The organism is Microvirga sp. VF16, assembly GCF_016864375.1.
In the GTDB taxonomy this organism is placed as follows: Bacteria; Pseudomonadota; Alphaproteobacteria; order Rhizobiales; family Beijerinckiaceae; genus Microvirga.
Window position 1 is genome coordinate 231,194 of record NZ_CP069359.1, and the last position, 22,672, is coordinate 253,865.

Consider the following 22,672-nt stretch of genomic DNA (forward strand, 5'->3'; position numbering starts at 1 on the left):
CCTCCCGCTTCAGCTGATTGTCTTTGTGAAGGGCAAGCAGCACTCGCTCGTACGGTCATCCGGGAGGGCACTGCAAGGAATTCCATAAAGGGCCTTATCGGAAATTCGCGCCCTGTTTCTTACTCGGGAACTGAGGCTTGGTGTCCGTTCAAGACGGTGGACTCGGTGAGCCTCCTCCAAATCCCATAATCGGCAAGAGCTGATCACCCTTGAACCGATCTGCGCGCTCCCGTTCCTTCGCCTGGATCTGTTCGGCCGTCGGCTCGCAGACGCCCTCGCATTCCTTGAACGTGACTGCGACCTTGTCCAATGCGAATTTGTCCGGAGCTGTTGGCAGTTCGCGAGCACGGAGGAAGCTTAGGAACGGCAAATGGGAGACATGGTGCCAGAGCCTCTGGATAGGTACGCCCACGGCAGCCTCCTCTTATCCAAGAGTATGCCCCTCGCAATATAATATCACGATCTCACCGAGTTCTATACTGCGGCTTATGCGAAATGGCGCGGCAGGTTTGACCTGCGCTGGTGCGGCAACATCGGCCATCTGGCCGATGTTTATTTTCCTAAATGCAGCTAGTATGGCTGGGTTCACCCCGGAGGAGAACCGTGAAGCCTATCGAACCCGACGAGTTCGCCAAGCACCGGAAGTTAGAGGCCATCCACACCGAACTGGCGCAGCACAGGCGAATGGCCCGTTTCACCCTGCTCCTGGTCGTCGTCCTGAATGTCGTGATCCTTGCCGGGGTGGCCTACCACCTCCTCGGCCACAACTGAGCGCCGGCTGCTCACCGTTCCATACTGGACGTTATGCGAAATTGCGCGGCCGGCTTTGTTCACGCCCACGGTGTCCGCTGCGGCCAAACAAGCGTGACTCCATGCTGCTCGTCTCGGCTCCAGACCACGCGCGCTTCGACCCGCAGGTCCAGGCTCGGGATCTCCAGCTCAAATTCGCGCGGCAACTCGAACACAGTCGCGAAAGCAAGTTGAGCACCACTGGCGGACATATTTTGCACGATGCATGGGAGAGCTGGAGATTGGTCGTCGAACACGACCCGTGCCTTGAAAGACGTTGGCCACCGTCTGTGCCAACGCCGATCAGTCTCTTCCGGCATGGCTCCCTCTTCCTCCTTCCAAATGTTTGGAAGCAGAAAGCCGCCCCGTGGTTCGCTGTTCCATAAACGGCTTTCTCGGAAATCAGCGATTACATAAGCAACAAAAAAGGCCCGGGTTGCCCCGAGCCTCTCCTGCCACTGGTGAAGGGGTGATCTCAGTAGGTGCCGAACTTGAAGTTCAGCTTGGCCCGCGCGACGAAGAAGTCGTTGTCGTCGTTGCCGACGGCGGGGGCAAAGATGTCGACCGGGGCGCCGCCGCCGGCCGGCGTGAAGGTGCCGACAAAGCCGGTGCCGAAATCGTCGTCGTCCTCATCGAAGCTGAGCCACAGGCCCTCGAGCCCGAAGGTCACCGCCGAGGAGCCGAACCAGTTCACCGGCAGCGCCCACTCGACACCGCCGCCGGCCACCCAGCCGGTGGTGTCATCGGAATAGGCCAGACCGCCGGTGGCGTAGATCAGCACGCGGTCGATCGCGACACCGGCGCGGGCCCGCACCGTGCCGAACCAGTCCGACAGGTTGGAGCGGAACTCGCCGGGCACGAAGGTGCCGGGCAGGCCGGCCGGGATGAAGGCGACATTCTCGTCCTGATCGGTGTCGGCCCATTGGATGTCGGTCTCGAGACCGATCACGAAGGAGCCGATCTGGTAGTTGTAGCCGATCTGGGCGCCGCCGGTGAAGCCGCCGTCGCCGTTGTCCGGGAAGAACAGGGTGCCCGGCACATCGCCGCCGAGCACGACGGTCTCGCGGTTGCTGTCGCGCCAGCCCCAGCCGGCGTTCACACCGGCATAAAACCCGGTCCAGGTGAAGACCGGAACCGGTGCAAAAACTGGCGCCGGCGCAACGCGCGACGGCAGGTCCGCGGCAGACGCGGCCGAGAGACCGGCGGTGGTGATGGCGGTTGCGGCCAGAAGGCCAAGAAGACGTGTTCTCATGAGCTTTCATCCCTTGTGCGAGGAGTCGCAGGCGTGGAGTATGGATCAAGAATGAATTCTGGATATGGCAAAGCTGCAACACCGCTCAGCTTTAAACGCTTTCTTGCTGTATTGGCGGGATGAATCCACGCGTGCCACCTCGTTAATACTTCGTCTTATTTGACAGACGGGGAATTGCGTGACGTACTGGTTCTGTTTTCGGAGATCTCCGAAGGCGAGGAGAAGAACTCAACCCTGCCCCGCAACGGGCAGGGTTTTTTAATTGCGGCTGCCGTCGACCGACAAAGTTGCCTTAACAGCGGGATCGGAGAACTGATCCAGCCAGCTGGTGAGCTCCTGCAGGATCCAGCGGATGGCTCGTCGGTGTGAGGATAGTTTCCTCACCACCTCCCAGCAATGCAGGACGCTCAACGGCGAGGCCGGATTGGGGTGTCGATGGTGACGAGGTTTCCGGTGATCGGATCGAGAATAGTCATGGGCAGTCCTCTCCCGTTCAGACACAGGAGCAACGCCGTGCCTCCCGCCTGGATCAGGTTCGAGTGTGATCGTGGTTACGGGATAGTTCCTGCGCCTTGACGCTGACATCCCCGAAACAGGCGAGACGCGGATGGATCGCCTCGCCTGCTCCATGGGAGGTTGCTGATCCGGAGCCCATCGGATCAGCCAAAGCATGGTCGTCGCGATATGGTTAACAAACCCCTAACAAGAAACCCCATCCGGCTGAGCGTCCGAACGGGGTTCTGGGTTTTTCAGCCTGATGCGCAACGCAGCCTGTCTGCTTTGTCCCGTTCTGGGTTAAGAGGCGGTGCCGATTGACGGCGCATCATCACCCGTGCGCAGAACCGCGCTTTCATCGACGATGCGTTCGATGGATTGCACGAGGTCAGCTTCGGCTTGGCTCAAAGCCTGCGACCGGGCGATTTCGGCGCGGGTCTGCTCAATGACCTGATGGACCAGATCGATGGTCTCCTCAATCGCCGCATCGAGAGATTGCATGTTCTGTTCAGCCATGATCTTGGGCTACTCGCCCAATGGGGCCAATCCTTGGCGATCACAGATCGCGATAGCCACGCCGGCGCTTGGCCCGTGCCACAGCCTCCAGGGCTTCTCCGGCCTCCAGTTCGCTATCGCAGATCCCGACCAGCTCCTGTCCGTTGCTGCCGATCCGGCCCCAGTGGCGCAAGAGGCGGATCGTCCCGAACAGATCGCGCTCAATCATGAGCGAGTACAAGCGCCGGATTCCCTGCACCGGATCGATCCGGTGCAGCACGAGATGGTGCTTGAACGGCGAGCGGAGATCGTCAGGCATCCGGCCTCTGACGCTGCTCCAGCATCTTTCGCGCTTCGGCGATCATCAGTTGCCAGTGCCGGTCGACATCCTGCGCGATGAGCAACTCGCGATCCTCCCTGCGCAGAGTTGGATACCAACCCGAGCGTTCGATCGTTTCGCGCATCATGACGCGCGCCTTGGCCTCGATTTCCTCGTCGTGCAGTGCTGTGACCACCTGCCCTCTCAGAATCTCGCTCTGCCCTAACCTTACCCGCCTCGGCTCTGCCGAAAACCCTCTTCGAATCGTGCTAAGGCGGCTACGAGTTTTGCGCTGGACTCAGAGGCTTCTGCAGGAATGCCGCTTTCTTTCACAAAGGGGCCCATATGCACTGAGGATTCAGATGCGGCTATGCCTTTGGGCCCCTTAAGCGAGGGCTCTGACGGGGGCGATGGGCAGCAGCTCGGGGCGCGGGAGCGGGCCTGCGAGCCTCTGGGAGCCTCGTGGAGGCGCGCGAGGGCTGTGATGGGGCAATCCCGTCAAGAGCGGAAGTCGCCGCCACGAGCCGCCGCAGCGCGCTTGTTGGCCGCGCTGAACATGCGGGCATAGTCGGAGCCGAACTGGAAGATAATCGGCTTGCGTGCAGCTCGCCCTCGTCGGTCTGCATATGGGGTCTGCGCGCCGGACGGATTGCGAGAGGCGCTGCGCCAGATGACACGGATGCAGTTGGTCAGGACCCAAGCGGCCTGACCTGACCGACTACCACAATGTGGATTCCGCCTACAGGTATGTTGTCATGGCTGACCCAACTCGTCCGACCTGAGCTCTGCTCCCAATCGGATAGCTCCCTAACTCGCGACGGCCCGCAACTCCACTGGCCTCCCATGCGACTGCAGCCGATGCACCATCACGCTCCCGGACGGAAGCGTACTGAAAGCCGCATCCAACACGTGGCGGTGATGGGTGAACAGGATGACCTGCGTTGACCGCCCGAGTTCTGCCAAGGCGGCAAGCCCTGGCACAACGCGCTCGTCATCGCTGGTGATGAAAAGATCATCCGCCAGGAAGGGAAGCGCCTCGTTCTCGACGACGTGCCGCTCAATGGTCGCAATGCGAAGAGCCAGGTAGAGCTGGTCACGGGTACCCTCGCTCATCCCTTCGACGTCGCACTCGGATCCGTCAGCCCGGAGGCCAATCAGGGTTGGGGCATCACCATCGCGGTAGCGGACGGCCAGCCGCGCCAACGGATTGGGGCCGGTTCCGGCAATCAGCCCAAAGATCTCGCTCGCCCGGCGGACCAGCGGGTGCTCGTTGGCGGCACGATAGCGCTCCATGGCCCGTTCGAGAATGCGCCGGGCTGCCTCCAGGCGCATCCAGCGCTCGGCGCAGATGCCGATCCCGAGGGCGGCGTTCTGGGCTTCTTGGGCGGCCTCCGCGGCGCCTTTCCGCCCGGCGAGATCGCGCAGCAACCGTTCCGCCTCGGTTTCGGCTTGGGCTGCGGCTTGGCTCTCGCCAACGAGGCGCTCCTCGTCTTTCTCCAGTGCCGACAATTCCGCAGCGTTCTCATCGGGCGAGATGGAGCCCGCCTCCTGGCGCAATGCATCCTCTCCGAGCCCGTCACCGGCCTTTGCGAGTTCGTTGCGCTTCTCGGCCAATTCGCTTGCGATCGTGCGATATTCCTGCGCTTCCGCGGCAACGGCCAGCGGGTCGGCATTCGCATCCAACCCTGACTGCCGCAAGAGATGATCCATTCGCTCACTCGCGACGCGCAAGGACTCAAACGCATCGGTATGGGAGTTACGCGCTTTCTCGACGCGGCGGGCAAGTTCTGCGAGTTTTTCGGTCTGAAGCATGTCCTCCCGAAGCTGCTCGTACAGCATCCGGACGGCCTTCTCCGGATCGGCCGTATCAAAGTCAGCCGCCATCGCGCCGAGCGAAGCGTGCAGGGAGAGCACGTCGCTTCGGAACTGCTGTAGGTCCTTGCGCAGCCCGTCGAGCCGGCGCATCGTTTGGGATCGGTTCGTGGAGCGGTCTCGTATCGAATCCCAGATCGACAACGCCGCTTCCGCCTCCGCGGGCAGGGCGTCGGCAGGGAGCTGCAGGCGCGTGACGGCGTCCGCCCATTGATCGAGCCAGCTCGTTCGCTCGGCAGCTGCGCGGGCGACATCCTTCTCCAGACGGGCAACGCGGTGCTGCAGGTCCTGCAGAGACGTGGCCAGGGCCTGGCGCTCTGTCCATGTCTTCAGAGCTGACGAGTGCGCCTGTTGCACCCTGCGGAAGAGCACGGAGAATGTCTCGTCATGGTCAGTCGAAACGCCGAGCAGGCCCGCAGCCTCGGTCGCAAGACAGCGGGCATTGGCGGCAATGGCGCGGCTTTGATCGAGAGCCTCCTCGCTCCGTCGGGAGGCTGTCAGCAGGCGGACAACCTCATCCCGCTGCCTGAGCCAGATCAGCATCTCGGCAGGAGTGCCTGGGTCGGTGCCGCAGTCGGCCCAGAGTGCAATCCAGCGGCCCTGGAGCGAGCCCAGTTCAGCCTGTGCACGCTCCTCGGCTAACCGCGCGGCATCCAACGCGGCGGCAAGCCGTTCCTTCTGTGCGGCAAGGTCGGTGAGGCGTGCGACACGGTGCCCCTCATGTTCACGCCGGTCCACGAGCTCATCCGCGTGGCGCAGCGCGGTCTCGAAGGAGCCGGCAAGATCGCCACTCGGGGCAAAAGCGCTCAGCTCATCGATGGGCACATGGGCATCGATAAGGCGCGTACGAACCAGCCGCCAGCCCATGTCACGATGGTCGCGAGCGGCTTTGACGGCAGCCGGGGAGGGCACTTCGCCGGTTGCCGCCAGACCGATGATCTCGGCCTTGACCTGCTGCAGCTCGTTGTCAGTTTCAATCAGCTTGCGCTCTGCCGTCTCATGGCTGTCCACGGCCTTGCGCCAAGCCTGGTCATACTGCGCCACGAGTTCGATTCCCGGAACGGGCCGTGCCGCCAGATCCTCGGTCGTCCCGGTCCAGCGTGGAACCCTGCTCAAGGCCTCGGCAAGATCCCGCTTGGCGTTCGCATTGGCTATGTCCGCCTGGGCAAGCAAGCTCGAGACATCACCCAGCTGCAGGATCTCGTTCAACAGCCCAGTCGCGCCGGCAGGATCCGCTGTCGACCCAGAAAGAGCCTGGAGCTTGCGCTGTGCCGCCTCGAACGCCTCCCGGGCCTCCTTCAGATCAGCTTCCAGCACTTCCAGTCTGCTCAGGACAGCTTGCCCGCTGCGAGCCAATTCGCGCAGCCTCGAGATCAGCGGCGCGGACGGCATCTGTGCCTCGACCGTGGCAGGATCCAGTGTCAGCCCAAGCTGTTGCAGATGCCCGGCGATTTGGCTGTCGTCATTGGCCTTGTCGCGCATGAGCTTCGGTTCATCCGCGAGCTTCTTGCGGTAATCTCCCAACGCCTCGTTGAGAGCGGTTATCTCGGCAGTCCGCGCTGGAAGACCCTTGGGTTTCGGTTCCGCAGCGATCTCTGTTTCAAGTTGCTGTAGGAGATCCTCGGCCCGCCTTGCTCCTGTGGCGGCCTCGCGCACGGCACTGTCGAGACTGCGCCATTCGCGTTCGAAGGTCTCAGGCAACGTTGCCGCTGTCGGGCCGAATGCCGTCAGCCGGCTTTCCCGCTGCAGGATCGCCGCCAGGATCGGATTGACGCGACGGATGCGCTCCAGCCGGGATCTTTTGCGCCGCAACTGAGTCATGGCCTCGTCGAGATTGCGCCGCCTCTCACGCGCCGCCTCCACGCTGGCCTCTGCCTGACGCCACTCGTCGGTCTTGAGGGCGTCCAAGCGCATGGCCTGCTGAGCCTTCGTGAACCGATCGATCTGCTGCCAGATCGGCTTGCCGGCGGATTTGCGCTGGTCCAGGGCTCCGAGCTTCCCGATCTCGTCCTCGATCCGCCGAAGAGCATCGCCGACCCTTGTGAGACCACTGCCAGCCTCGAACAGGCTGGTTGTCAGATCGCCGCCGCTCTCCAGCATCTTCTTGCCGCCCAGGCGCAGCCGCTGATGGTCGAGACCGAACATCCGCTCGAACAACTCTCGATCGGCAGATCCGAGGAAGCGGGTGAGAGCAGCGTCCGGGAGGGCTGCCTCTTGGTCTGACAGCAGCGTCCCGGAGGTGCCCTTGCCTTTGCGGCGTTTGAACGAGAGGCGCTCGCCGGCATCGTTGGCGAGGGTCGCCCCGACGCGCATCTGACTGTAATCGAACCGAAAGCCGTAAGGCGAACGCATCGGGATGCCGAACAGCAGGTCAACGACCGAGGACAGCAGGGTCGACTTGCCTGCCTCGTTCGGACCGAAGACGATGTGCAGCCGTACGTCGCTTCCGGTCAGATCAAGGGTCAGGTCTTCGAAGCGCCCATATCGCTCGAGGGTGAGCGTCTCAAGTTTCATGGCTGAACCGGCTCGGTCGTGAGGTGGTGCAGGAGCAGCGCTTCCGCATCGGCGAGGATGCGCTCCATCTGATCGGGCGCAAGGTCGTCAAGGCGTGATTTCGCGCGAGCGCCTGTGGGAAGCTTGCCAAGGCCTTGTTCAAGCGCTTCCCGGATCACAGCGCACTCATCGGGATCGGTCCTGACCTCGCGCAGAAGTTGGACGAGGTCGTTGAACCCTTCACTTGGGACGTACTCTGCCTCGGGAAGAACCGTCTCAACGTCAACACGCTCAATCCAGACGTCGCCCTGTGCCTGGAGGGCAAGCGAGGAACACTCGGCCTCCAGGCGCTCCGGGTCGCCGGCGAGAACCCGGTGCGCCGGGCTGGCGCCGGTCAGGACGAGACGAACGGCGAGCATCCGGCCATCGGCCTCGTCAACCGCCGCCTTTAAGGCCCGTCCGATCAAAGGGCACGTCTCGTCCAATGTCGATGCGGACGACACATCCACGGCGACGCGGGCCCAGCGCACCACGTCGACGGGGATCGGCTCAACCTGGCGGACGCGCCCACCCTCGACAGTCACGAGGGTAAAACCCTTGGCTCCCGGCTCGTTGACATGCCTGCCCTGCAGGTTTCCCGGGAAGATCACGTGCGGTGCCTCGCACAGCACCTCGCGGGTGTGCACGTGGCCGAGAGCCCAGTAGTCATAGCCTTTGGCGACGAGATCGCGCAGCTCGCAGGGCGCGTAGGTGTCGTGCCCCGGACGGCCCGTCGCGGACGTGTGGAGGAGGCCAATGTTGAAAAGGCCGGGAACCGGCTCGGGGTAAGTAGCCGCCAGATTGTGCGGGATTGCGCGGTCGGCAAAGCTCTGCCCGTGAATGGCCACGCCGAGGCCGGGGGGCGTCCAGGTCTCAGGTGCCCGGCTTGAGAACTCCCGAACGTTGCTGGGCCAGCTCAATCTCCGGCTGATGACGCTGGCGGCATCGTGGTTGCCCCGGATCATGGCAACCGGGATCCCCGCGGCGTTGAGGCGGGCGAGCATTTTCACGAAGAACAGGCCCGTGCCGTGATCGGGCCAATCGCCGTCGAACACATCACCGGCAATCACAACAAGATCGACGCGCTCATCGACGGCGAAGTCGACCAGTTTTTCGAACGCGCGCCTAGTTGCGCCGATGAGCTTTTCGGCCTGCTCGCCGGCTCGCTCCCTCAGGCCCGACAGCGGGCTATCGAGGTGGAGATCTGCCGCATGAATGAAACGCATGTGCCCCCGCACTGGGGCATGATGCATACTGTTACCGCCCCAAGGATCAGCTTGAGGCAGGGGCCATGGCAGCGACAAGTGAACAAAGAAGGAACGGCACTCCAGCCCAAACGCGAACTTTTGGAGAGTGCTCAAATGGTGACACCGCTCGATAGAGCTATGCGCCATCATTCAGCTGACGAGCCCTTTGGACGAACTCGTATTCAGTGCACCAGTGCGAACGCCCTCTGGAATCTGATTGATGCCAGTTGAGGAGAAGGTGCCATTCGACTTGCCGTGGCATTCCGCCGAGTCACGCCGGCGCTAGAATCGATTACAAATATCCAGAGGCTATATCGGCTCGGTTAATAGTTATTAACCATAGACGCGTCCCATCCTCGAATCATAATTCCGGATCGCGAATCGAACTTCAGGGCGAATACTAGGTCGCCGCGAATCAAGTGAGTAGCTTGAGATAGCCTGGAACAAGGGATTTACATGCGAATTGATTCGGCCTTGTGGGCTAAATGATTCTGACTAAAGAAGTTTCCCACCGCTGAATCGATCTATTGTGAATGGATTCTTGACGCGCGACTCCACAGCCAACTCAGAATCGGTCATCTCTCGGAACGGTACGAGTGTAACGGGTGGATGCCATGCCTGACGCTAAACGGACCGAGCGCGTTCAACGCTTCCGCCAGTCTCGCCGAGAGCGGGGAGACAGGGAGATGAACGTCTGGGTTCCCGGAACTTTGGGCGCTGCGATCGACGAAGCCGTCGAGAGTGGCCGCTTCAAGTCGCGTGAAGCCGTCATCACCCATGCCCTCGAGGCCATGTTCGCCCAGAAGGATCGAAATGCCGTGACGTAAACCAGGCAAAGCAAAAGGCCCACGAAGCTGGAAACTTCGAGGGCCTTTGGAGAACCACCGCGAGGGTGGGCATCTGGAATGATTTGCACCTTCCTTATGCCATCCCGACAAGCTGACTGTCAAGAGCATCGGTTTCGGTGAGCGCTCCCGCTTTGCCCTCAACATGGAGGGCGCGATGCAGGTTGCATCGTCAGGAGGCCGGCGGCTGAGATATGCCGCTCTGGCTGCGAGAGAACTTGTGCTCGAAACCGGGCGCACGGTGACGCGTAAAGAACTATCTGCGGCAGCTCGCGAGGCTGCCAAGGCCCTGGAATTGCGGAATGGACCCCGATCGGTCCTATCCGAGCTCGTTGCTTGCTGGGGAGAACAAGAATGGGAGCGGCTGCTGGTCTGGCCGTCGAACGACTACCTCATGAGCCGGACCGGCCTCTCGGAGCGGTCCATCCGGTATGCATTCAAGGTCCTTATCGATCAGCAGCTCATCGTTCCGAAGGAATCCCCGAACGGAAAGCGCTATGCGGTCAAAGATTTGGCCGGAGAGGTCGTCGACGCCTTCGGCTTCGACCTGACTCCCGTTTACGCCAGGCGAGGGGAGTGGGCTGAGCGTCTTATCGAGATGAAGCAGGCCAAGGAAGCCCGCAAGCGCGCCTTTGACGAGATTACCATCGCCAGGCGGGCTGCCGAAGAGGCCCTGAGTGCTTTGGCCGAGCGTTATCCTGATCTCGATCGCTCCGACCTGGAAGAACATGTCAAAGGCCTGAAAGCCCGCACGCCGTTGCGCAGCACGAAGGCCATGCCGCACGCGATCCTCGAGGAGTGGACAGCCCTGAGGATGGCTTGCGAGCAAGCTTTCATAAAAGCGGGCAATGGCGGCAAAGACTGCCGTCACACTAATAACAACAACGGATCTCCTAGTGAGCCTTGTAACAACAGCTTTCCGAAGAAAGCTGAGGCGGTTCGTTCAACCGAACAAACCTCGGAGCACCTATCACCCGAATTGATCCTTGAGGCCTGCCCCACGCTGGGCGACTACGGCCAGCCCGTCCGGGATCTGGCGGATATCATCTCCGCCGGCCGCTACCTGCGGGCTTCCCTCGGGGCGCATGAGAGCGCCTGGGCCGAGGCGGTGGAGGACATCGGCACCGTCAGAGCCGCCATCGCCGTGATCTACGTGCTGCAGCTCTATGAGGACGACATGGCCAAGAACGGTGGGGAGAGCAGGATCAAGAACCCGGGCGGTTACTTCCGCGCCCTTACCCGCATGGTGAAATCCGGCAAGATCGACCTCGCCGTCGAACTCCTGGCCATGAGGAGGCGAAGAATGTCATAGGGAGAGGAGCCGTGCGCGTCGAGATGACGACTGGCCAGCGTGCCTGGGGTCAGAGAGCGGCATTAGCAGGATGCATCACGGATGTGAATCGGTCATGCTCAACGGATTCAGGACTTTGATTGGACCTCGTCCAGGGGCCCGCGCGACACTGGCGCATGGCTCACGACACGATCCACTATCTGGTCCTTCACAGATGCGATGCAAGCTGCAACATGGCTCGCTACTATGTCCTGTCGATCGAGCCCAGCCTGTTTGGCGATGCGACCCTGATCCGGGAGTGGGGCCGCCTTGGGCAACCAGGCCAGCGCAGGATCGAGCTCTACGAAAACCACTCATACGCCGTGGAAGCCCTCGAGATCTGGCTTCAGCGAAAGCGGCGACGCGGCTATCTGCTCCAAGACGGGTAGGGCAGGCAAAGCTGGAGTGGTTTCAGCGCAGGATCTTGAGCAGTTCTTCAACAGCTTCACTTTCCTTAAGACTGCCTCTCTCGTACTGGCGCAGCACCTTCCTGATCTGGGCGCGCTTCGAACGTGAGCTGCCTGCTTGCTCATCATGGGCAACTGCTTGCCGCTGGATTTCGGGCGGCAACTCGGGCTTGCGGAAGTAGGTCTGGGCTTTCTGGAGCAGTCTCATGGTCAGCATTCGTGGTCGATGCCTCTGATGATCGATATGGGAGCTCTTGAGGCGTGTTCATCGTCGCCTATCCTTAGCAACCGGCAGGATTGAGGAAGACAGACTTTGGTCGCAAACTTCGGAGCGAGAGAACCGCACTTCGGTCTTTGTTACACCGCGATCAGAGCTTCAACAATGCACGCGGCTGAGAGGATGACACCGCATGGACGAGCGTTTCTCGCCGACCATCTTCCTGTATGGCATAGCTCTTGTGCTCGCCGTGGGAAAGGCGTTCACCCTAACGATCTGGCGGACCCTTCCAAAACCCAGACCAGGATTGAGGCAAGAGATGCTGCAGGCCTGGCGGCAGCGCAGGCTTCAGAAACAGGCTACAGCGGATGCAGTCCAGCGGCCTCGGAGCGAGCAGACGGCGGACGAACCCTTGAGGCCCGCTGGCGAGGCCAAGGGTGAACCACACGCCACAGGACCAGCTCCAGAACAGAGTTCAGCAACACGCCCAAGGTCCAACGTAGCTCCTGAAAATTAGCTTTGGAGCTTGCGATTGCACACGGGTGGGATCCTCCGGCGGGGCATCGCCTCTCATATGGTTACAGCCCCAGTAGTTCTCAAATCATGCAGAGGCCGGCATAGCTGGGGGATGACCGACAAGATGAGCACTGCGATGTCCGAACTTGTGGAAGGCGAGACCCAGCCGGACCTCGGCCTTCCGGCCGCCCGCATGTCGGACGCGGAAGTGGCCCTGCGGCTGGCCGAGTTCATCCTGTCGCTACCCGCCTCGGGAGCAATGGCCAGCGTCGCGATCGACGGAGCCAGCATCAAGGTCGGCGACGCGGTGGCCTTCAACATCGGCCGCTTCATGGCCGGTACGGGATGGGAGCAGATCAAGGAGCCGCAGGTCGGCCGGAATGCCTGGACTGGTGCTTACCGGCGTAGTGACAAGACCATCCGGGTGCATTCGCGGCCGGGCGGAGGTGGCGTGGTCACCACAGTCGACGGCCGCCGCGTCATTGCCCAATGCGAGAGGGGTCCGCTGGTCCGAAAGCCTGGAGGTCCGGAGTACGCATTGCTCACCGCTGCTCTCGGACAGGCGCTGTTGGTCGACGTCTCTGCCGATGACATCGTGGTCGCAGCGGTGCCGGACACGCCTGTCTTCCGCAAGTTTGCGGAGACTTGGCGGAGCCGCCCACTCGTCAGGCGGGCCGGCATCCGGATCGCCCTCGTGGCCCGCGCCGGCGGGGTCTCGGGATTGGCCCTCTAGCTATAGCGAGCCTCTATTTGCAGAGGATCATCACGTGCCTGACACCCTGCCCGTCACACCATAAGCGCCCTCCACCGCGTCGCACCGGAGCCAACCTGCCGGCGGCTTGGTTCTACAGTCTGCTTACTGAGTGGGACCTGTTCAGCGAGATTCAGCCAGTGCTAAATTTCGAGCTTGTCGATATCCGCAGCTGGGGAAATCACTACAGAGTGTGACTCTGGAGCCCGCGACCTTTCAAAATCCCGAGCAAATTGCCAAGCGTCTCAGCCGGTCGGGATATCGGGACCTCCGCCATCCTACAAACTGCTCGCCTCGTTAGCTCGCGAAATAAGCCATATCCAGAGAGTTCCACCCGATTCGAATCGGCAAAAAGTGAAGCAAACGAAGGCGAATCGGGTCAGAACTTGACAGCGGCCGTCGCTGCCAACTATCTACAGGGCATAGTTGCAAGACTATCGCGACGGTCAGCACCCGTGAGCCCCGTCCGTAGCAGGTGCTAGCGTATCGTGCGGAAAGTTGGATACGGTTTTCCGCTTTAAACGATACGCTTAGCAAGACCGAACGCATCGGATTGACCTCAAAAGTACAAATCTACTTTTGATGCCGATGCTCCAACGTCACCTGCCGACGCGGGCTCTGGGCGGTAAGGTATTTCAGCATTTACCCCGCTTGACGAATAATGCGCAGCTCCTGGCTTAGAGCTGAGAGGTCGCTTCCCCGTATTGGGTTTCCACAATACAGGCAAAGAGCCCAGGCCATCTCAAAAATCCGAACTCTCGAGATGGAAATGACCTTACAGAATAAGTCTACACTCGTAACCCGTGCGACAATCGCCGAAGCCCTGGGTGTTTCTACCAAGACAATTGAGCGAATGGAGAAAGCTGGTCTTCCTAGGATCGTTCCAGTGCCTGGCGGGCACCCGCGCTACGACATAGATTTGGTGCTTGAATGGGTTAGGACGACGCGCGCAAAGGGAGAGACGAAATGAGCATCGTCACCCCTGTTCCTGACACAACACCAATTTGGACGCCAAGCTCTTTCGAAGCATTCGGCATTGACTTGATGAGTGCATTCACGACGATGCCGCCCCCGCCAGACTTCGTGCTTCCCGGCTTGCCGATGGGTACTATAGGTGTCCTTGTCTCGCCAGGTGCAACTGGAAAATCGGTTCTCGCTGCGATGAGCTGCCTGTCTGTTGCTGCAGGCGCTGATATTGGCCATATCTGGAATGCGGAGATTGAACCTGGCCCTGCGGTTTACGTCGGCATTGAGGATCCGAAAGACGTTTTACAGGGGCGCCTGCATCATATTGGGCAAAGTCTTCGGAAAGACCTGCCTCCGGAAGTCTTTCAGAGAGCTGCTGAGAACGCCCATTTCTTTGCGATGCCGGGAGAGGGCTTTGCAATTGCGACTCGAAGGAACGGCTTGATTGTTCCGCATGATAGCTTCAAGGCACTGGAGGCAAGGCTCATGGCTATGCCTGTCACGCCACGCATTCTCGTGCTTGACACCTTGAACCGCTGCATTGCGACGGGTGGAATTTGTGAAAGTGACAACGGCGATATGGGAGCTGTCGTAGGTATTGTTGAAGGCACCGCAAAGCGCGTGGGGTGTGCAGGCATCCTTCTACACCACACCAGCAAATCGACGGCACTGAATGGCCAGGGGGATGCTCAACAAGCTGCCCGGGGCGCGTCCGCAATCACCGATAATGCCCGCTGGCAGGCAAACCTCATTGGCATGTCGAAGGAAGAGGCTCGGAAGCTCCTTCCGAAAGGTGACGAAGCCAAGCGGCGCTCCTACGTCCGTCTAGAGCTCACGAAAGTCAATTATTGCTCGCCGCCTGACGAGCGCTGGCTCAAGCGCGGCGAGGGCGGGGTGCTCTCCTACACGCCCAAAGTCCTAGGGCAGAAACTCCCATGATCAAAACAGAATTCGCGCTAACGGACATTACGATTGCCCAAGTCGGATTATTCCGCTCTCACAGAAGGTGCTCGGACTCCCGGTTAGTAGCCACAAAAGCGAGCATCTTGTGGGATGGTACTACCTACACCTATGTGTCTCCATTTTTGCTTGACGCATCAGACTGGAAGCTATTTGCAACCCTTTGTGCGATGGCGGGTCTCGATAAGGTGGAGATTAATGCAACAACCGCAGGTGACAGCAAGCAGCTGTTCGACAATCTGTTCATGGCAAGTTGGCTCAGTGTACGGAAGGCGCTTGTCGTAACGACGAGCGGGTACCGGTTGCTTCAAGAACTCGGCCGCGGTCGCTCTGAGGATGATTACGATGCAGTGAGATCTGGACTTCACAGGCTCTCTCACGTCTCGATTTCCATAAAGAATGAGACAGGAGAGGAGATGGGTGGGTGTTCGTTACTCAGCTTCAAGTTCGATAAGGAGTTAAAAGAGCTGACGGTTGTTCTCTCCCCGCTTGCGTCCCAGTACCTTCTGGGTATTTGCGAACAGCACCTGCGTCTCTCCCTGATCGAAACGCGGGCGCTAAGTACCGATGCGGCTGTGTTGCTTCACGCCTACCTGTCGAGTCGCATTCGGCTTGGGAAATGGGCAAGGTTTGAAATCGACGCCCTAGTGACCCGGGTGTATGGGTCAAGTAAGACACCAAAAATGATGAGAGATCGTCGAACCTATATTCGGAGAGCGATCGTCGAAATCATTGAACGCCTCGGTTGGCAAGGAAGGGATCTCAAGGAATCCCATTGTCACATCGGGCGGCCGAAGCTGCAGTGCAATTAGCTTTCGCTAAACCAGTGCCCTGCCGATTGGCAGGGCACAACTATCGTGATTTCGCCGGCGCTTATGCCACCCGCTGGGTTCGTTCTATCGCAACGGTCGCATGATCTGAGGCAATATCACGCTGTGCGGAGGCGTCAGTATGCCTTAAATGGCTTCGACACTGTCGCAAAACACATATCCATCGGCAAAGTATGACGATTTGGAGTGGAAAATTGACAAACACTTCTATCGTGATTTCTCCGGCGTACTATCGTGTTTTCCCCGTCGCCTTATCGTGATTTCACTGGCGCTCTCCTAGCACTCAACACACTAAATCATTGAAAGTTAATTATAATTTTTATGGGCGTCATTGCTTCTAAGAACTCTAAGAGTTCTAGTGCCCGGCGCCTTCGGGCGCCTGGCCCCGAAGGATAGCCCAAAGCGTATTGCGCTTCGCGCGGGTGCGACAGAATGCATGATAATGAGAGTGACTAAAGTTCGTTCGCGACACGCTCTGCTACATCCTGTAACACCATCCTCACTCCGTCGCACCCCTACCGACACGAAAAACCCCTCCACATGGCCGGCTAGTTGAGGTTAAGGTCGTTGTCGACCAAAGCGCTTCGGCAGACACTGTCGTTCGATGCTGTTACTGTTGACGTCGTGGTCGCTATAGCGCGGACACCTTGGTCATCCGCAGGTTCGCCGAGGCTAAGCGAAGTCCCCGCTCTTCATACGGGGCACGCGTGGATCGTCCGCCGGAACCGCGATGGTGCAGTCTCTGGTCTCGATGTTCAGCGAGAACCAAAAGAGGACACATGCCGTATAGAATGTGTGGCTCTTGCAACCCCTTGGATGGATGCTGATGAAGCACACCATTACAGACGCGTGGATGAGTGGAAGGTAATTAATTAAGTTGGCCTGCAGGTGGATTGCTAGCCATGCCTGATGTTTCGCCGGTGGATAGTCCGGGCCATGATCCGCACAGTTGGGAAAGAGTTGAACGAAGATTGTCGCTTTTGAGGGAAGAAGACGAAAAATCCCTTAAGTAAACAATCGGGCCTGAGCACAGCAGCTCAAGGCTGGATCCTCTCACCAGTCAGCTGCAGCACCATGGTTAAGTGGATCGCGGCTGGTCGCTGAACTGCCATCTATCATGAATGAATACACACTTGATCTGAAATATCGGCTGGAGGCACATGCTATCCTGGACCGGCTTGTGGCCGATGGGTTGACATTCCCAGTCGGCGATGCGCGCCGGCTGATCGAGCTGATCCCAATCGCCCCCAGCTCCCGTATCTCCTTCAAAGGCGTCTTCACCGGGCGTAGCCCAGGTGCCAAGGGGCACGCGGCCGGCATCGGCGACGTCAGATTCGATGACGAGGCAAAGCAGAAAACCTTCACCCTGAACATGCCCGCTTCGCACCGGATCGGCAGCTTTGTGGTCACTCATACACCCGGCCACCTGGACATCGAATCGATGTGGGTTGAGACCCGAGCTGACCATACAGGCCAGAGTTGTTGCCTGATCTATGACATTGACACCAAAGAGCCAAAGGAGATGCGCATCTCAGTGCAGAAGTCTCTAACGATGCTGTTTATCACCTTTAACTACGTCACCTTTATCCCCTGGAAGATGCCCGAGCTCACCTGAGCCTCTCGCGAGGACGAGCCGTCTTGAGCACTGAACCGACCAAATTCGCTGCATCATTACCGGTCCAGCAGACCCGCAAGAAGAGCGCTACCGTCGCAGCATAGCGGATCGGGTAGGGCAGGGAACCGGCACCAACAACGAACAATAGGAGCATCATGCATGAGGATGCATGAACCCGACCGGCGAGTATCCATAGATGTGGAAACGCCGAACGATGAGGTACGTCCGATCCCACGGTGGGGTCTATCGCAGTTCACGGCAGAGGCGGGGAAAGTCATCCGGTCAGGACTACCGGAGGAGGTCTGGGTCGAGGCTGTCATCCTGACCATCTCCCGCGGTGGCTCAGGCTACAACCTGGACCTGATTGAGCCTTACGCTCAGAACCCGTCCACCAGTGCCCGGCTCCGTGGCTTCCTACCAACCACGGTTGTCGAGCAAATGGGTGAAATAATCAGAGAAGCCTTCGACATTGAGGCCTTAAGGGGCAGCGTTGCCTGGGTGAAGATCAAGCCAACGTTCCATCCGAGCAGGCATCTGCAGGCAACCGTGTTGGATCTGGAGCCAATCCCTGCGACCGACACGCTGGACCAAGTCCTGGAGGAGGCTCGCCTCCAACTCGCCAGGGACAGAGTCTTCCGTCGTCAGCGCCAGTTACAGGCACCGACCGACATTCTGCGCATTGGCATCGTTCACCCTGAGCGCTCCGCTGGCTATGCCGACGTTCTCACTGAACTTGAACGGCTGGAGCGTGCCGGCATCATCACCTCGCTATCGTTCCCGGCGAGCTTCGAGGGCTCTGGTGCTCGGCAATCACTCTGCGCCGCCTTGGCGTTGGCAGGGGAGGTAGCTCGAGGGGAGGGGCTCGATGTGCTCCTCATCGTGCGGGGTGGCGGGCACTCAGCAGGACTGGCCTCCCTTGTCTTCGATGATGTCGCTCGGCTGATCTGCACCTTTCCAGTGCCGGTCATCACGGGCTTGGGTCACGCGACGGACCACACCCTGCTCGATGATGTAGCCTGGCGATCGACGGACACTCCGAGCAAAGCGATTGGACTGGTGCTCAACCTCATCCGCGACCGGGCCGAACAGGTCATGATTGACTACCGGACCATCCGCAAAGCCGCCGATAGTGACATCGGACGACAATCTCACCTGCTGCAAGACCTGCGGGATCAGATCCTGCGAGGTGCTGGAGACTGCATCCAACGACAAGAGCACCAAATCGATTCCGCGCGACAGTCCGTAGCCGCCTGCCAGAGCTTCCTGCAGACCCGCTTGAGTGAGAGTCGAATAGATCTGGACCGTTTGATGTGTGAGCTAACTGGAAATCTAAGCGATTCTGACCTGACACGGGCGCCCCTCAGTCCAAGTGGACTATTTCGGATCACGCTTGATCGGGAGGGCAGGGAGCTTGACCGACTGCAACGCGAGATCGCCAGCCTAGTGAAGACGGCCCTGGAGCGCGCCGATCTTGCCCTGCAGGGCCTTCATAGGGAGATCCGGGCCCTCAGCGTCGAAGGCACTCTTGGGCGCGGGTTTGCCCTCGTTCTCGATCCTAACCGCCGACCGATCCGGCATGCTGCCGAGATTAGTACGGCCCCACTCAGGTTAACTCTTGCAGACGGCGTAGTGACAGTCCGCTGCGAGAAAACAACTATTTGTCCCATTTGATAAAGGTACCAAGATATGTTGCACAAAAACGAAAACGCTCAGTCCGCCGCTGCGGGACTTTACGCCAAGCACTATGGCATCCTTCAGGAGATCGCCAACCGACTCCGGAACAGCGGACCAGCTGATATTGATATGCTGCTCGAGGATACCCGAAGAGCGATGGAATCCTACGAGATTTGCCGGACCCGGCTTGACGCAGTCCGAACCGAACTAGGGTCTCAGATAGGGCGCGGTTGATCGGTCCAAAGGTTTCTGCGGAACGTTGGTCGAAGAGTGAATAAGGGCCAATCGGGTATTGCGCGTTCCCATGTTGCCTATCCGATGAGCCCGAATTCCTCAACAACCAGCGCCCCGCTATAGGCTTTCCCATATCCCAAGAACGCTTGTAGGCTCACGTCAGTTGTCTTCGTTGTAGAAGCGACAAAGACCAGCCACGCTTGGCACACCGATGACCGGAGATCGAGACTGGTCCGAGAACGGATGCGGCTCGGCGATGTGCTATGGCTTGCAGTCAGTAGGAGGTTATGCAAACCCGCCGGACCCGACGCGGTCCAGGTAGGATCTGACAGCCTCGGCTCGACCGTGCTTGACTAACTCGTCAGCCGTCAGGCCCCCAAATCCGGGCAACGCCTGCCTCCGGTACCAAGCCCAGGCCTGCTCAAGCGAGCCGGCCCAGTCAACCACCCGGAGGACGATCTCGACCTCAACCTCGCTGAGCTTCCTCAGGGGCCCTTCCGGCGGAAATTCACAAAGGTCTCCATCGGCGTCTGTGCCGTAGACAGAGCGGCCGGCCCGGTGGTGCTCGGCAATCGCCTCTGCAACTGCCTCAGTGAACGCTTCCATGAAGTGTCGAGTGAAGTCTGCCAAGATGCGCTCCCTATGACGCTATGCCATATTCGATACGGACCAACAGGGTCCGGACCGGCTCCACCTGGCCACGCAACAGGAGGTCGATTGGTGAGCCGCCCAACACAGTGTTATGCCGGAGAAGCCAAATCCAGGCGCGATCATCGCTCCAGATCCGCCGGACGTGGGCCAAAGTCTCCATAACCTCCGGCTCGGCCCCTTTCAGAGCTTCCAGCTTCGCAATCCTTTCGCGGAGATCCGCAATCGCTCGATCGATGAATTCGTTCATCAGCGGCGTAGACGTCTGAGAACTCTCACGCCCAAGGCAATGGTGTCCTCGCGGAGCCGTTCCTCCCTGGAGTACGACGCAAGGCAACGTAACCGAACTAGTTCACGTTGATAATCGTCGAGGAGCAACTCTAAGCTTTCCACTTTTATCTCGGTGGTACGCATCCGGCACCTCAACTCTGATACGCGCCGTTCAGCAGCGTCACGCTCATCCCGCATGTCGTCGAGCTTTCTTGCGTGGTCGTCATACGGTACCTGTTCGAACTCACTCTTTGTCGTCATTTGCGACATCTGCTTTCGCTGTCGAATAATTTCTCGATTTACGTCAGAGAACAATCACGGAGACTTATCCAGGTCTCCACGATGCCTCTCCAAAGGATGACTCTGCTCGTCAAAAGAGGGTAGCTGGAGGCTTCACTGGATTAGGCCGCGGCGGCAACTTCTCGATCACCCATCCGTGGACGCTGCCTTTGTATTCATGTGGAAAGCAGTAGACCACTCCATTGCCATAGCCGCTTCCATCCGGCGCCGTCCAATCATACCTTGGCTTTCGTTGCCACCCAGGCTCCGAGCAGTCGGTCAGTTTCGACAGGCTCGTGAGCGTCGACAGGTGATAAGCTCTCCGACCGGTGGTCGAGAGTGCCCATTGTTTCAATACCTCGTCGGTTGCCGACTCCGAGCCTGCATAGGGAGAGTGCTTGCCCCAAGCCCATCCTGCGGAGGCTGACGCGGCCATGCCTGTGACTATGACAGTCGTGAGGACCATTGCCGTCTTCAGTATTTTCTCGCGCGATGTCGCAGTCGCTGCCTCCCGCGCAACGTCCACGACAGCCTTACGCAGGTCGGCTTTGGTTTTCTCAACTGACGCAGCCATGACCTTGTCCGCGGTGACTTTCGCCTCCCCCAGCGCTTTCGTCAGGACTGCACCGAGCTCTCCCGGAATCCGCTCGTGATAGGTTCGGTGAAGCTCCAGAAGGACCATCACGTCCCATAACGCGTCATTGTCTCCGATGCCGAGGGTTTTTCGCGCCCGCACGATCCGCTGGCGCTCCTCATCAGTCGGCTCGCGCCCTAAAAGTTGCTGAAGTCGTTCTTCCGCCCGCATCATGCCAGGATCTCCGCAAACATGGCTTCAACCTCGTCACGCCAGCGGATCAACTCGACTCTCGCTCCGGTTGACATGGTTTTAACTGCGGTATTGATCGCGACGCGGTTGGTATAGATCTCATCGGCGACCCGGTCTGCGAGTTCAGGCAATAGTAACGATTTCCCGCCTCTGGCCTCAATGGTTTGCCGGAGCTTTGAGGAATTGTAGAGCTCGAACTTATGCTCCTCGCCAAAATGACCGTTTCGAACGATATGCACTTTTACTTCGTCCAGCACTTCGAGAAAGTCGGCCACAGCCTCCAGCCCGTCGCGCTGACGATTAATTGGCCATAGGATCGTCAGCGTACGATTCAATTCCGGAAGCGCCTTCTGAAGCATCGCCGCCCTAGCCATCGCTGCTTTCAAAGCTCCAGCCGCCGAATTGACGACGACAACATGATCTGGATATTGCTCGATGATATCTATGAGTTTCGCCCACTCATTTTTGTCGTTCAGGTTCAAGGCATAACCCGTGACCGTATCGTTCTGTGACTCGTATGCTTTCAGCACATCTGGGTTAGCTTCGTCAGCATCAATGAGCAGTATCCGTCGTCCTTGTCTCTGAAAGGCGTCGATTGCAGCGATGGACGTCAACGATTTACCAACACCGCCTTTTGATCCACCAACGTAGAACATGTCTTCTTCTCGCTTCGCCAATTTGTATCTCCTATTGTCAACATGAATTACCGGTTCGCTCTTCGGAACAGACCGCATTGACCCCAAAGCTGGTTCGAAATCGTCTCTAACTAAGGAGCGCAGGGTTTCTTCTGTATTGCCCTTGGCGTATCCGCCGATGCTATAATGCCGTTCAACACCATAGCCGTGGTAAGGCTTTCGATAGCGCTCATCTCGCGCCTCAGGTGTCGCGAACTCCGCGGCTACCTTTTGTTACCGTTAGATTTCTTTTCGGTCAGGCCGGACTTCAAATCCGATTGCCGGGCGTGTCTCGGGTAATTTCTTTGGCGTCGCAGGAGTGTTACCTCCAGTTTGGCTCGCACGCTTCCGAACCGTTTTCTTAGCAGTCGATTTTCGCTTCTTCGGTGAAAGGTAAGTTTTCAGGGTCTTGCCGCCGATCGGTAGATCCCCCTCGCTGAGGATTTCGGCAATTTCATCCAGCGTATATCCACGCGCACGCAGTGCCTGAATCGAACCTCTGAGCTTCCGCACAGCCTCCGCCGTGCTCACCATTTTGGCTTCCGGAGATTTAACAGGCGTCTCGTCAAGCTGCTTTCCGAGTCTTGCGATGATATCTACAGAAACTTTCTTCATCTGCTGCCCTTCTT

The 22,672-nt window shown here is 59.3% G+C and carries 23 protein-coding genes and 1 pseudogene; 11 read left to right on the top strand and 13 right to left on the bottom strand.

All coding sequences use genetic code 11. The features are described 5' to 3' along the window. Window positions 1-603: 603 nt before the first annotated feature. Window positions 604-771, top strand: coding sequence for a hypothetical protein (locus JO965_RS46465; RefSeq protein ID WP_203447960.1), 168 nt, complete (start codon window positions 604-606; stop codon window positions 769-771). A 59-nt stretch (window positions 772-830) separates the two neighbouring features. On the opposite strand, the gene JO965_RS49990 is transcribed toward JO965_RS46465, so the two are convergent. From JO965_RS49990 to JO965_RS46490, 5 genes are all read right to left on the bottom strand, one after another. Further along, entirely contained in the window at window positions 831-1,109 is a 279-nt protein-coding gene (locus JO965_RS49990; RefSeq protein ID WP_203447961.1) for a PilZ domain-containing protein, read from the bottom strand. A 155-nt stretch (window positions 1,110-1,264) separates the two neighbouring features. Further along, window positions 1,265-2,041, bottom strand: coding sequence for an outer membrane protein (locus tag JO965_RS46475; RefSeq protein WP_203447962.1), 777 nt, complete (start codon window positions 2,039-2,041; stop codon window positions 1,265-1,267). 795 nt (window positions 2,042-2,836) lie between these two features. Beyond that, window positions 2,837-3,052 (bottom strand): hypothetical protein, encoded by a 216-nt coding sequence (locus JO965_RS46480; protein WP_203447963.1) that lies wholly within the window; start codon window positions 3,050-3,052, stop codon window positions 2,837-2,839. A gap of 40 nt (window positions 3,053-3,092) precedes the next feature. Continuing rightward, window positions 3,093-3,350 (bottom strand): WGR domain-containing protein, encoded by a 258-nt coding sequence (locus tag JO965_RS46485; protein WP_203447964.1) that lies wholly within the window; start codon window positions 3,348-3,350, stop codon window positions 3,093-3,095. Next, complete coding sequence (locus JO965_RS46490) at window positions 3,343-3,546, bottom strand: hypothetical protein (RefSeq protein ID WP_203447965.1); 204 nt, start codon at window positions 3,544-3,546, stop codon at window positions 3,343-3,345. Before JO965_RS46490 ends, JO965_RS46485 begins: the two co-directional genes overlap by 8 nt. A 435-nt stretch (window positions 3,547-3,981) precedes the next feature. On the opposite strand from JO965_RS46490, the pseudogene JO965_RS46495 reads away from it, so the two are divergent. Beyond that, window positions 3,982-4,096 (top strand): annotated as a pseudogene (locus JO965_RS46495) (IS110 family transposase); the annotation flags it as partial. 61 nt (window positions 4,097-4,157) lie between these two features. Here JO965_RS46495 and JO965_RS46500 read toward each other — a convergent pair. Together JO965_RS46500 and JO965_RS46505 are read right to left on the bottom strand one after the other, a co-directional pair. Next, the gene (locus tag JO965_RS46500; RefSeq protein WP_203447966.1) at window positions 4,158-7,736 is read right to left on the bottom strand and encodes a YhaN family protein; all 3,579 of its coding nucleotides are present in this window, start codon (window positions 7,734-7,736) and stop codon (window positions 4,158-4,160) included. After that, entirely contained in the window at window positions 7,733-8,980 is a 1,248-nt protein-coding gene (locus JO965_RS46505; protein WP_203447967.1) for a DNA repair exonuclease, read from the bottom strand. The genes JO965_RS46500 and JO965_RS46505 overlap by 4 nt, the downstream gene beginning before the upstream one ends. A gap of 635 nt (window positions 8,981-9,615) precedes the next feature. Between JO965_RS46505 and JO965_RS46510 the strand changes: the two genes are divergently transcribed. From JO965_RS46510 to JO965_RS46520, 3 genes are all read left to right on the top strand, one after another. Beyond that, on the top strand, window positions 9,616-9,828 hold the full coding sequence (locus JO965_RS46510; RefSeq protein WP_203448486.1) for a hypothetical protein: 213 nt from the start codon (window positions 9,616-9,618) through the stop codon (window positions 9,826-9,828). Window positions 9,829-10,003: 175 nt separating this feature from the next. Further along, window positions 10,004-11,158: a plasmid replication protein RepC gene (gene repC, locus JO965_RS46515; RefSeq protein ID WP_203447968.1), complete on the top strand. Its 1,155-nt coding sequence runs from the start codon at window positions 10,004-10,006 to the stop codon at window positions 11,156-11,158. A gap of 155 nt (window positions 11,159-11,313) precedes the next feature. After that, window positions 11,314-11,565 (top strand): WGR domain-containing protein, encoded by a 252-nt coding sequence (locus tag JO965_RS46520; RefSeq protein ID WP_203447969.1) that lies wholly within the window; start codon window positions 11,314-11,316, stop codon window positions 11,563-11,565. Window positions 11,566-11,587: 22 nt separating this feature from the next. Here JO965_RS46520 and JO965_RS46525 read toward each other — a convergent pair whose 3' ends face one another. Continuing rightward, entirely contained in the window at window positions 11,588-11,791 is a 204-nt protein-coding gene (locus JO965_RS46525; protein ID WP_203447970.1) for a hypothetical protein, read from the bottom strand. A 661-nt stretch (window positions 11,792-12,452) separates the two neighbouring features. Here JO965_RS46525 and JO965_RS46530 point away from each other — a divergent pair. From JO965_RS46530 to xseB, 6 genes are all read left to right on the top strand, one after another. After that, window positions 12,453-13,049, top strand: coding sequence for a hypothetical protein (locus JO965_RS46530; protein ID WP_246777339.1), 597 nt, complete (start codon window positions 12,453-12,455; stop codon window positions 13,047-13,049). A gap of 984 nt (window positions 13,050-14,033) precedes the next feature. Next, window positions 14,034-14,972 (top strand): helicase RepA family protein, encoded by a 939-nt coding sequence (locus tag JO965_RS46540; protein ID WP_203447973.1) that lies wholly within the window; start codon window positions 14,034-14,036, stop codon window positions 14,970-14,972. Further along, window positions 14,969-15,805, top strand: a complete 837-nt coding sequence (gene repC, locus JO965_RS46545; RefSeq protein WP_203447975.1) for a replication protein C, IncQ-type — start codon at window positions 14,969-14,971, stop codon at window positions 15,803-15,805. Before JO965_RS46540 ends, repC (JO965_RS46545) begins: the two co-directional genes overlap by 4 nt. A 1,135-nt stretch (window positions 15,806-16,940) precedes the next feature. Further along, window positions 16,941-17,438, top strand: coding sequence for a hypothetical protein (locus JO965_RS46550; protein WP_203447976.1), 498 nt, complete (start codon window positions 16,941-16,943; stop codon window positions 17,436-17,438). A gap of 159 nt (window positions 17,439-17,597) precedes the next feature. Then, window positions 17,598-19,109, top strand: a complete 1,512-nt coding sequence (locus tag JO965_RS46555) for an exodeoxyribonuclease VII large subunit (RefSeq protein ID WP_203447977.1) — start codon at window positions 17,598-17,600, stop codon at window positions 19,107-19,109. Between the two features lie 15 nt (window positions 19,110-19,124). Continuing rightward, on the top strand, window positions 19,125-19,346 hold the full coding sequence (gene xseB, locus JO965_RS49995; RefSeq protein ID WP_371827050.1) for an exodeoxyribonuclease VII small subunit: 222 nt from the start codon (window positions 19,125-19,127) through the stop codon (window positions 19,344-19,346). A gap of 285 nt (window positions 19,347-19,631) precedes the next feature. Here xseB and JO965_RS46560 read toward each other — a convergent pair whose 3' ends face one another. From JO965_RS46560 to JO965_RS46580, 5 genes are all read right to left on the bottom strand, one after another. Then, window positions 19,632-19,976: an antitoxin Xre/MbcA/ParS toxin-binding domain-containing protein gene (locus JO965_RS46560; protein ID WP_246777340.1), complete on the bottom strand. Its 345-nt coding sequence runs from the start codon at window positions 19,974-19,976 to the stop codon at window positions 19,632-19,634. A gap of 10 nt (window positions 19,977-19,986) precedes the next feature. Next, a complete protein-coding gene (locus JO965_RS50000; RefSeq protein WP_203447978.1) occupies window positions 19,987-20,244 on the bottom strand; it encodes an antitoxin Xre/MbcA/ParS toxin-binding domain-containing protein in 258 nt (85 codons plus the stop codon). Window positions 20,245-20,634: 390 nt separating this feature from the next. Next, entirely contained in the window at window positions 20,635-21,351 is a 717-nt protein-coding gene (locus tag JO965_RS46570) for a hypothetical protein (RefSeq protein ID WP_203447980.1), read from the bottom strand. After that, a complete protein-coding gene (locus tag JO965_RS46575) occupies window positions 21,348-22,046 on the bottom strand; it encodes a protein mobD (protein ID WP_203447982.1) in 699 nt (232 codons plus the stop codon). The genes JO965_RS46570 and JO965_RS46575 overlap by 4 nt, the downstream gene beginning before the upstream one ends. Before the next feature lie 237 nt (window positions 22,047-22,283). After that, window positions 22,284-22,658 (bottom strand): hypothetical protein, encoded by a 375-nt coding sequence (locus JO965_RS46580; protein WP_203447984.1) that lies wholly within the window; start codon window positions 22,656-22,658, stop codon window positions 22,284-22,286. Between the last annotated feature and the right edge of the window lie 14 nt (window positions 22,659-22,672).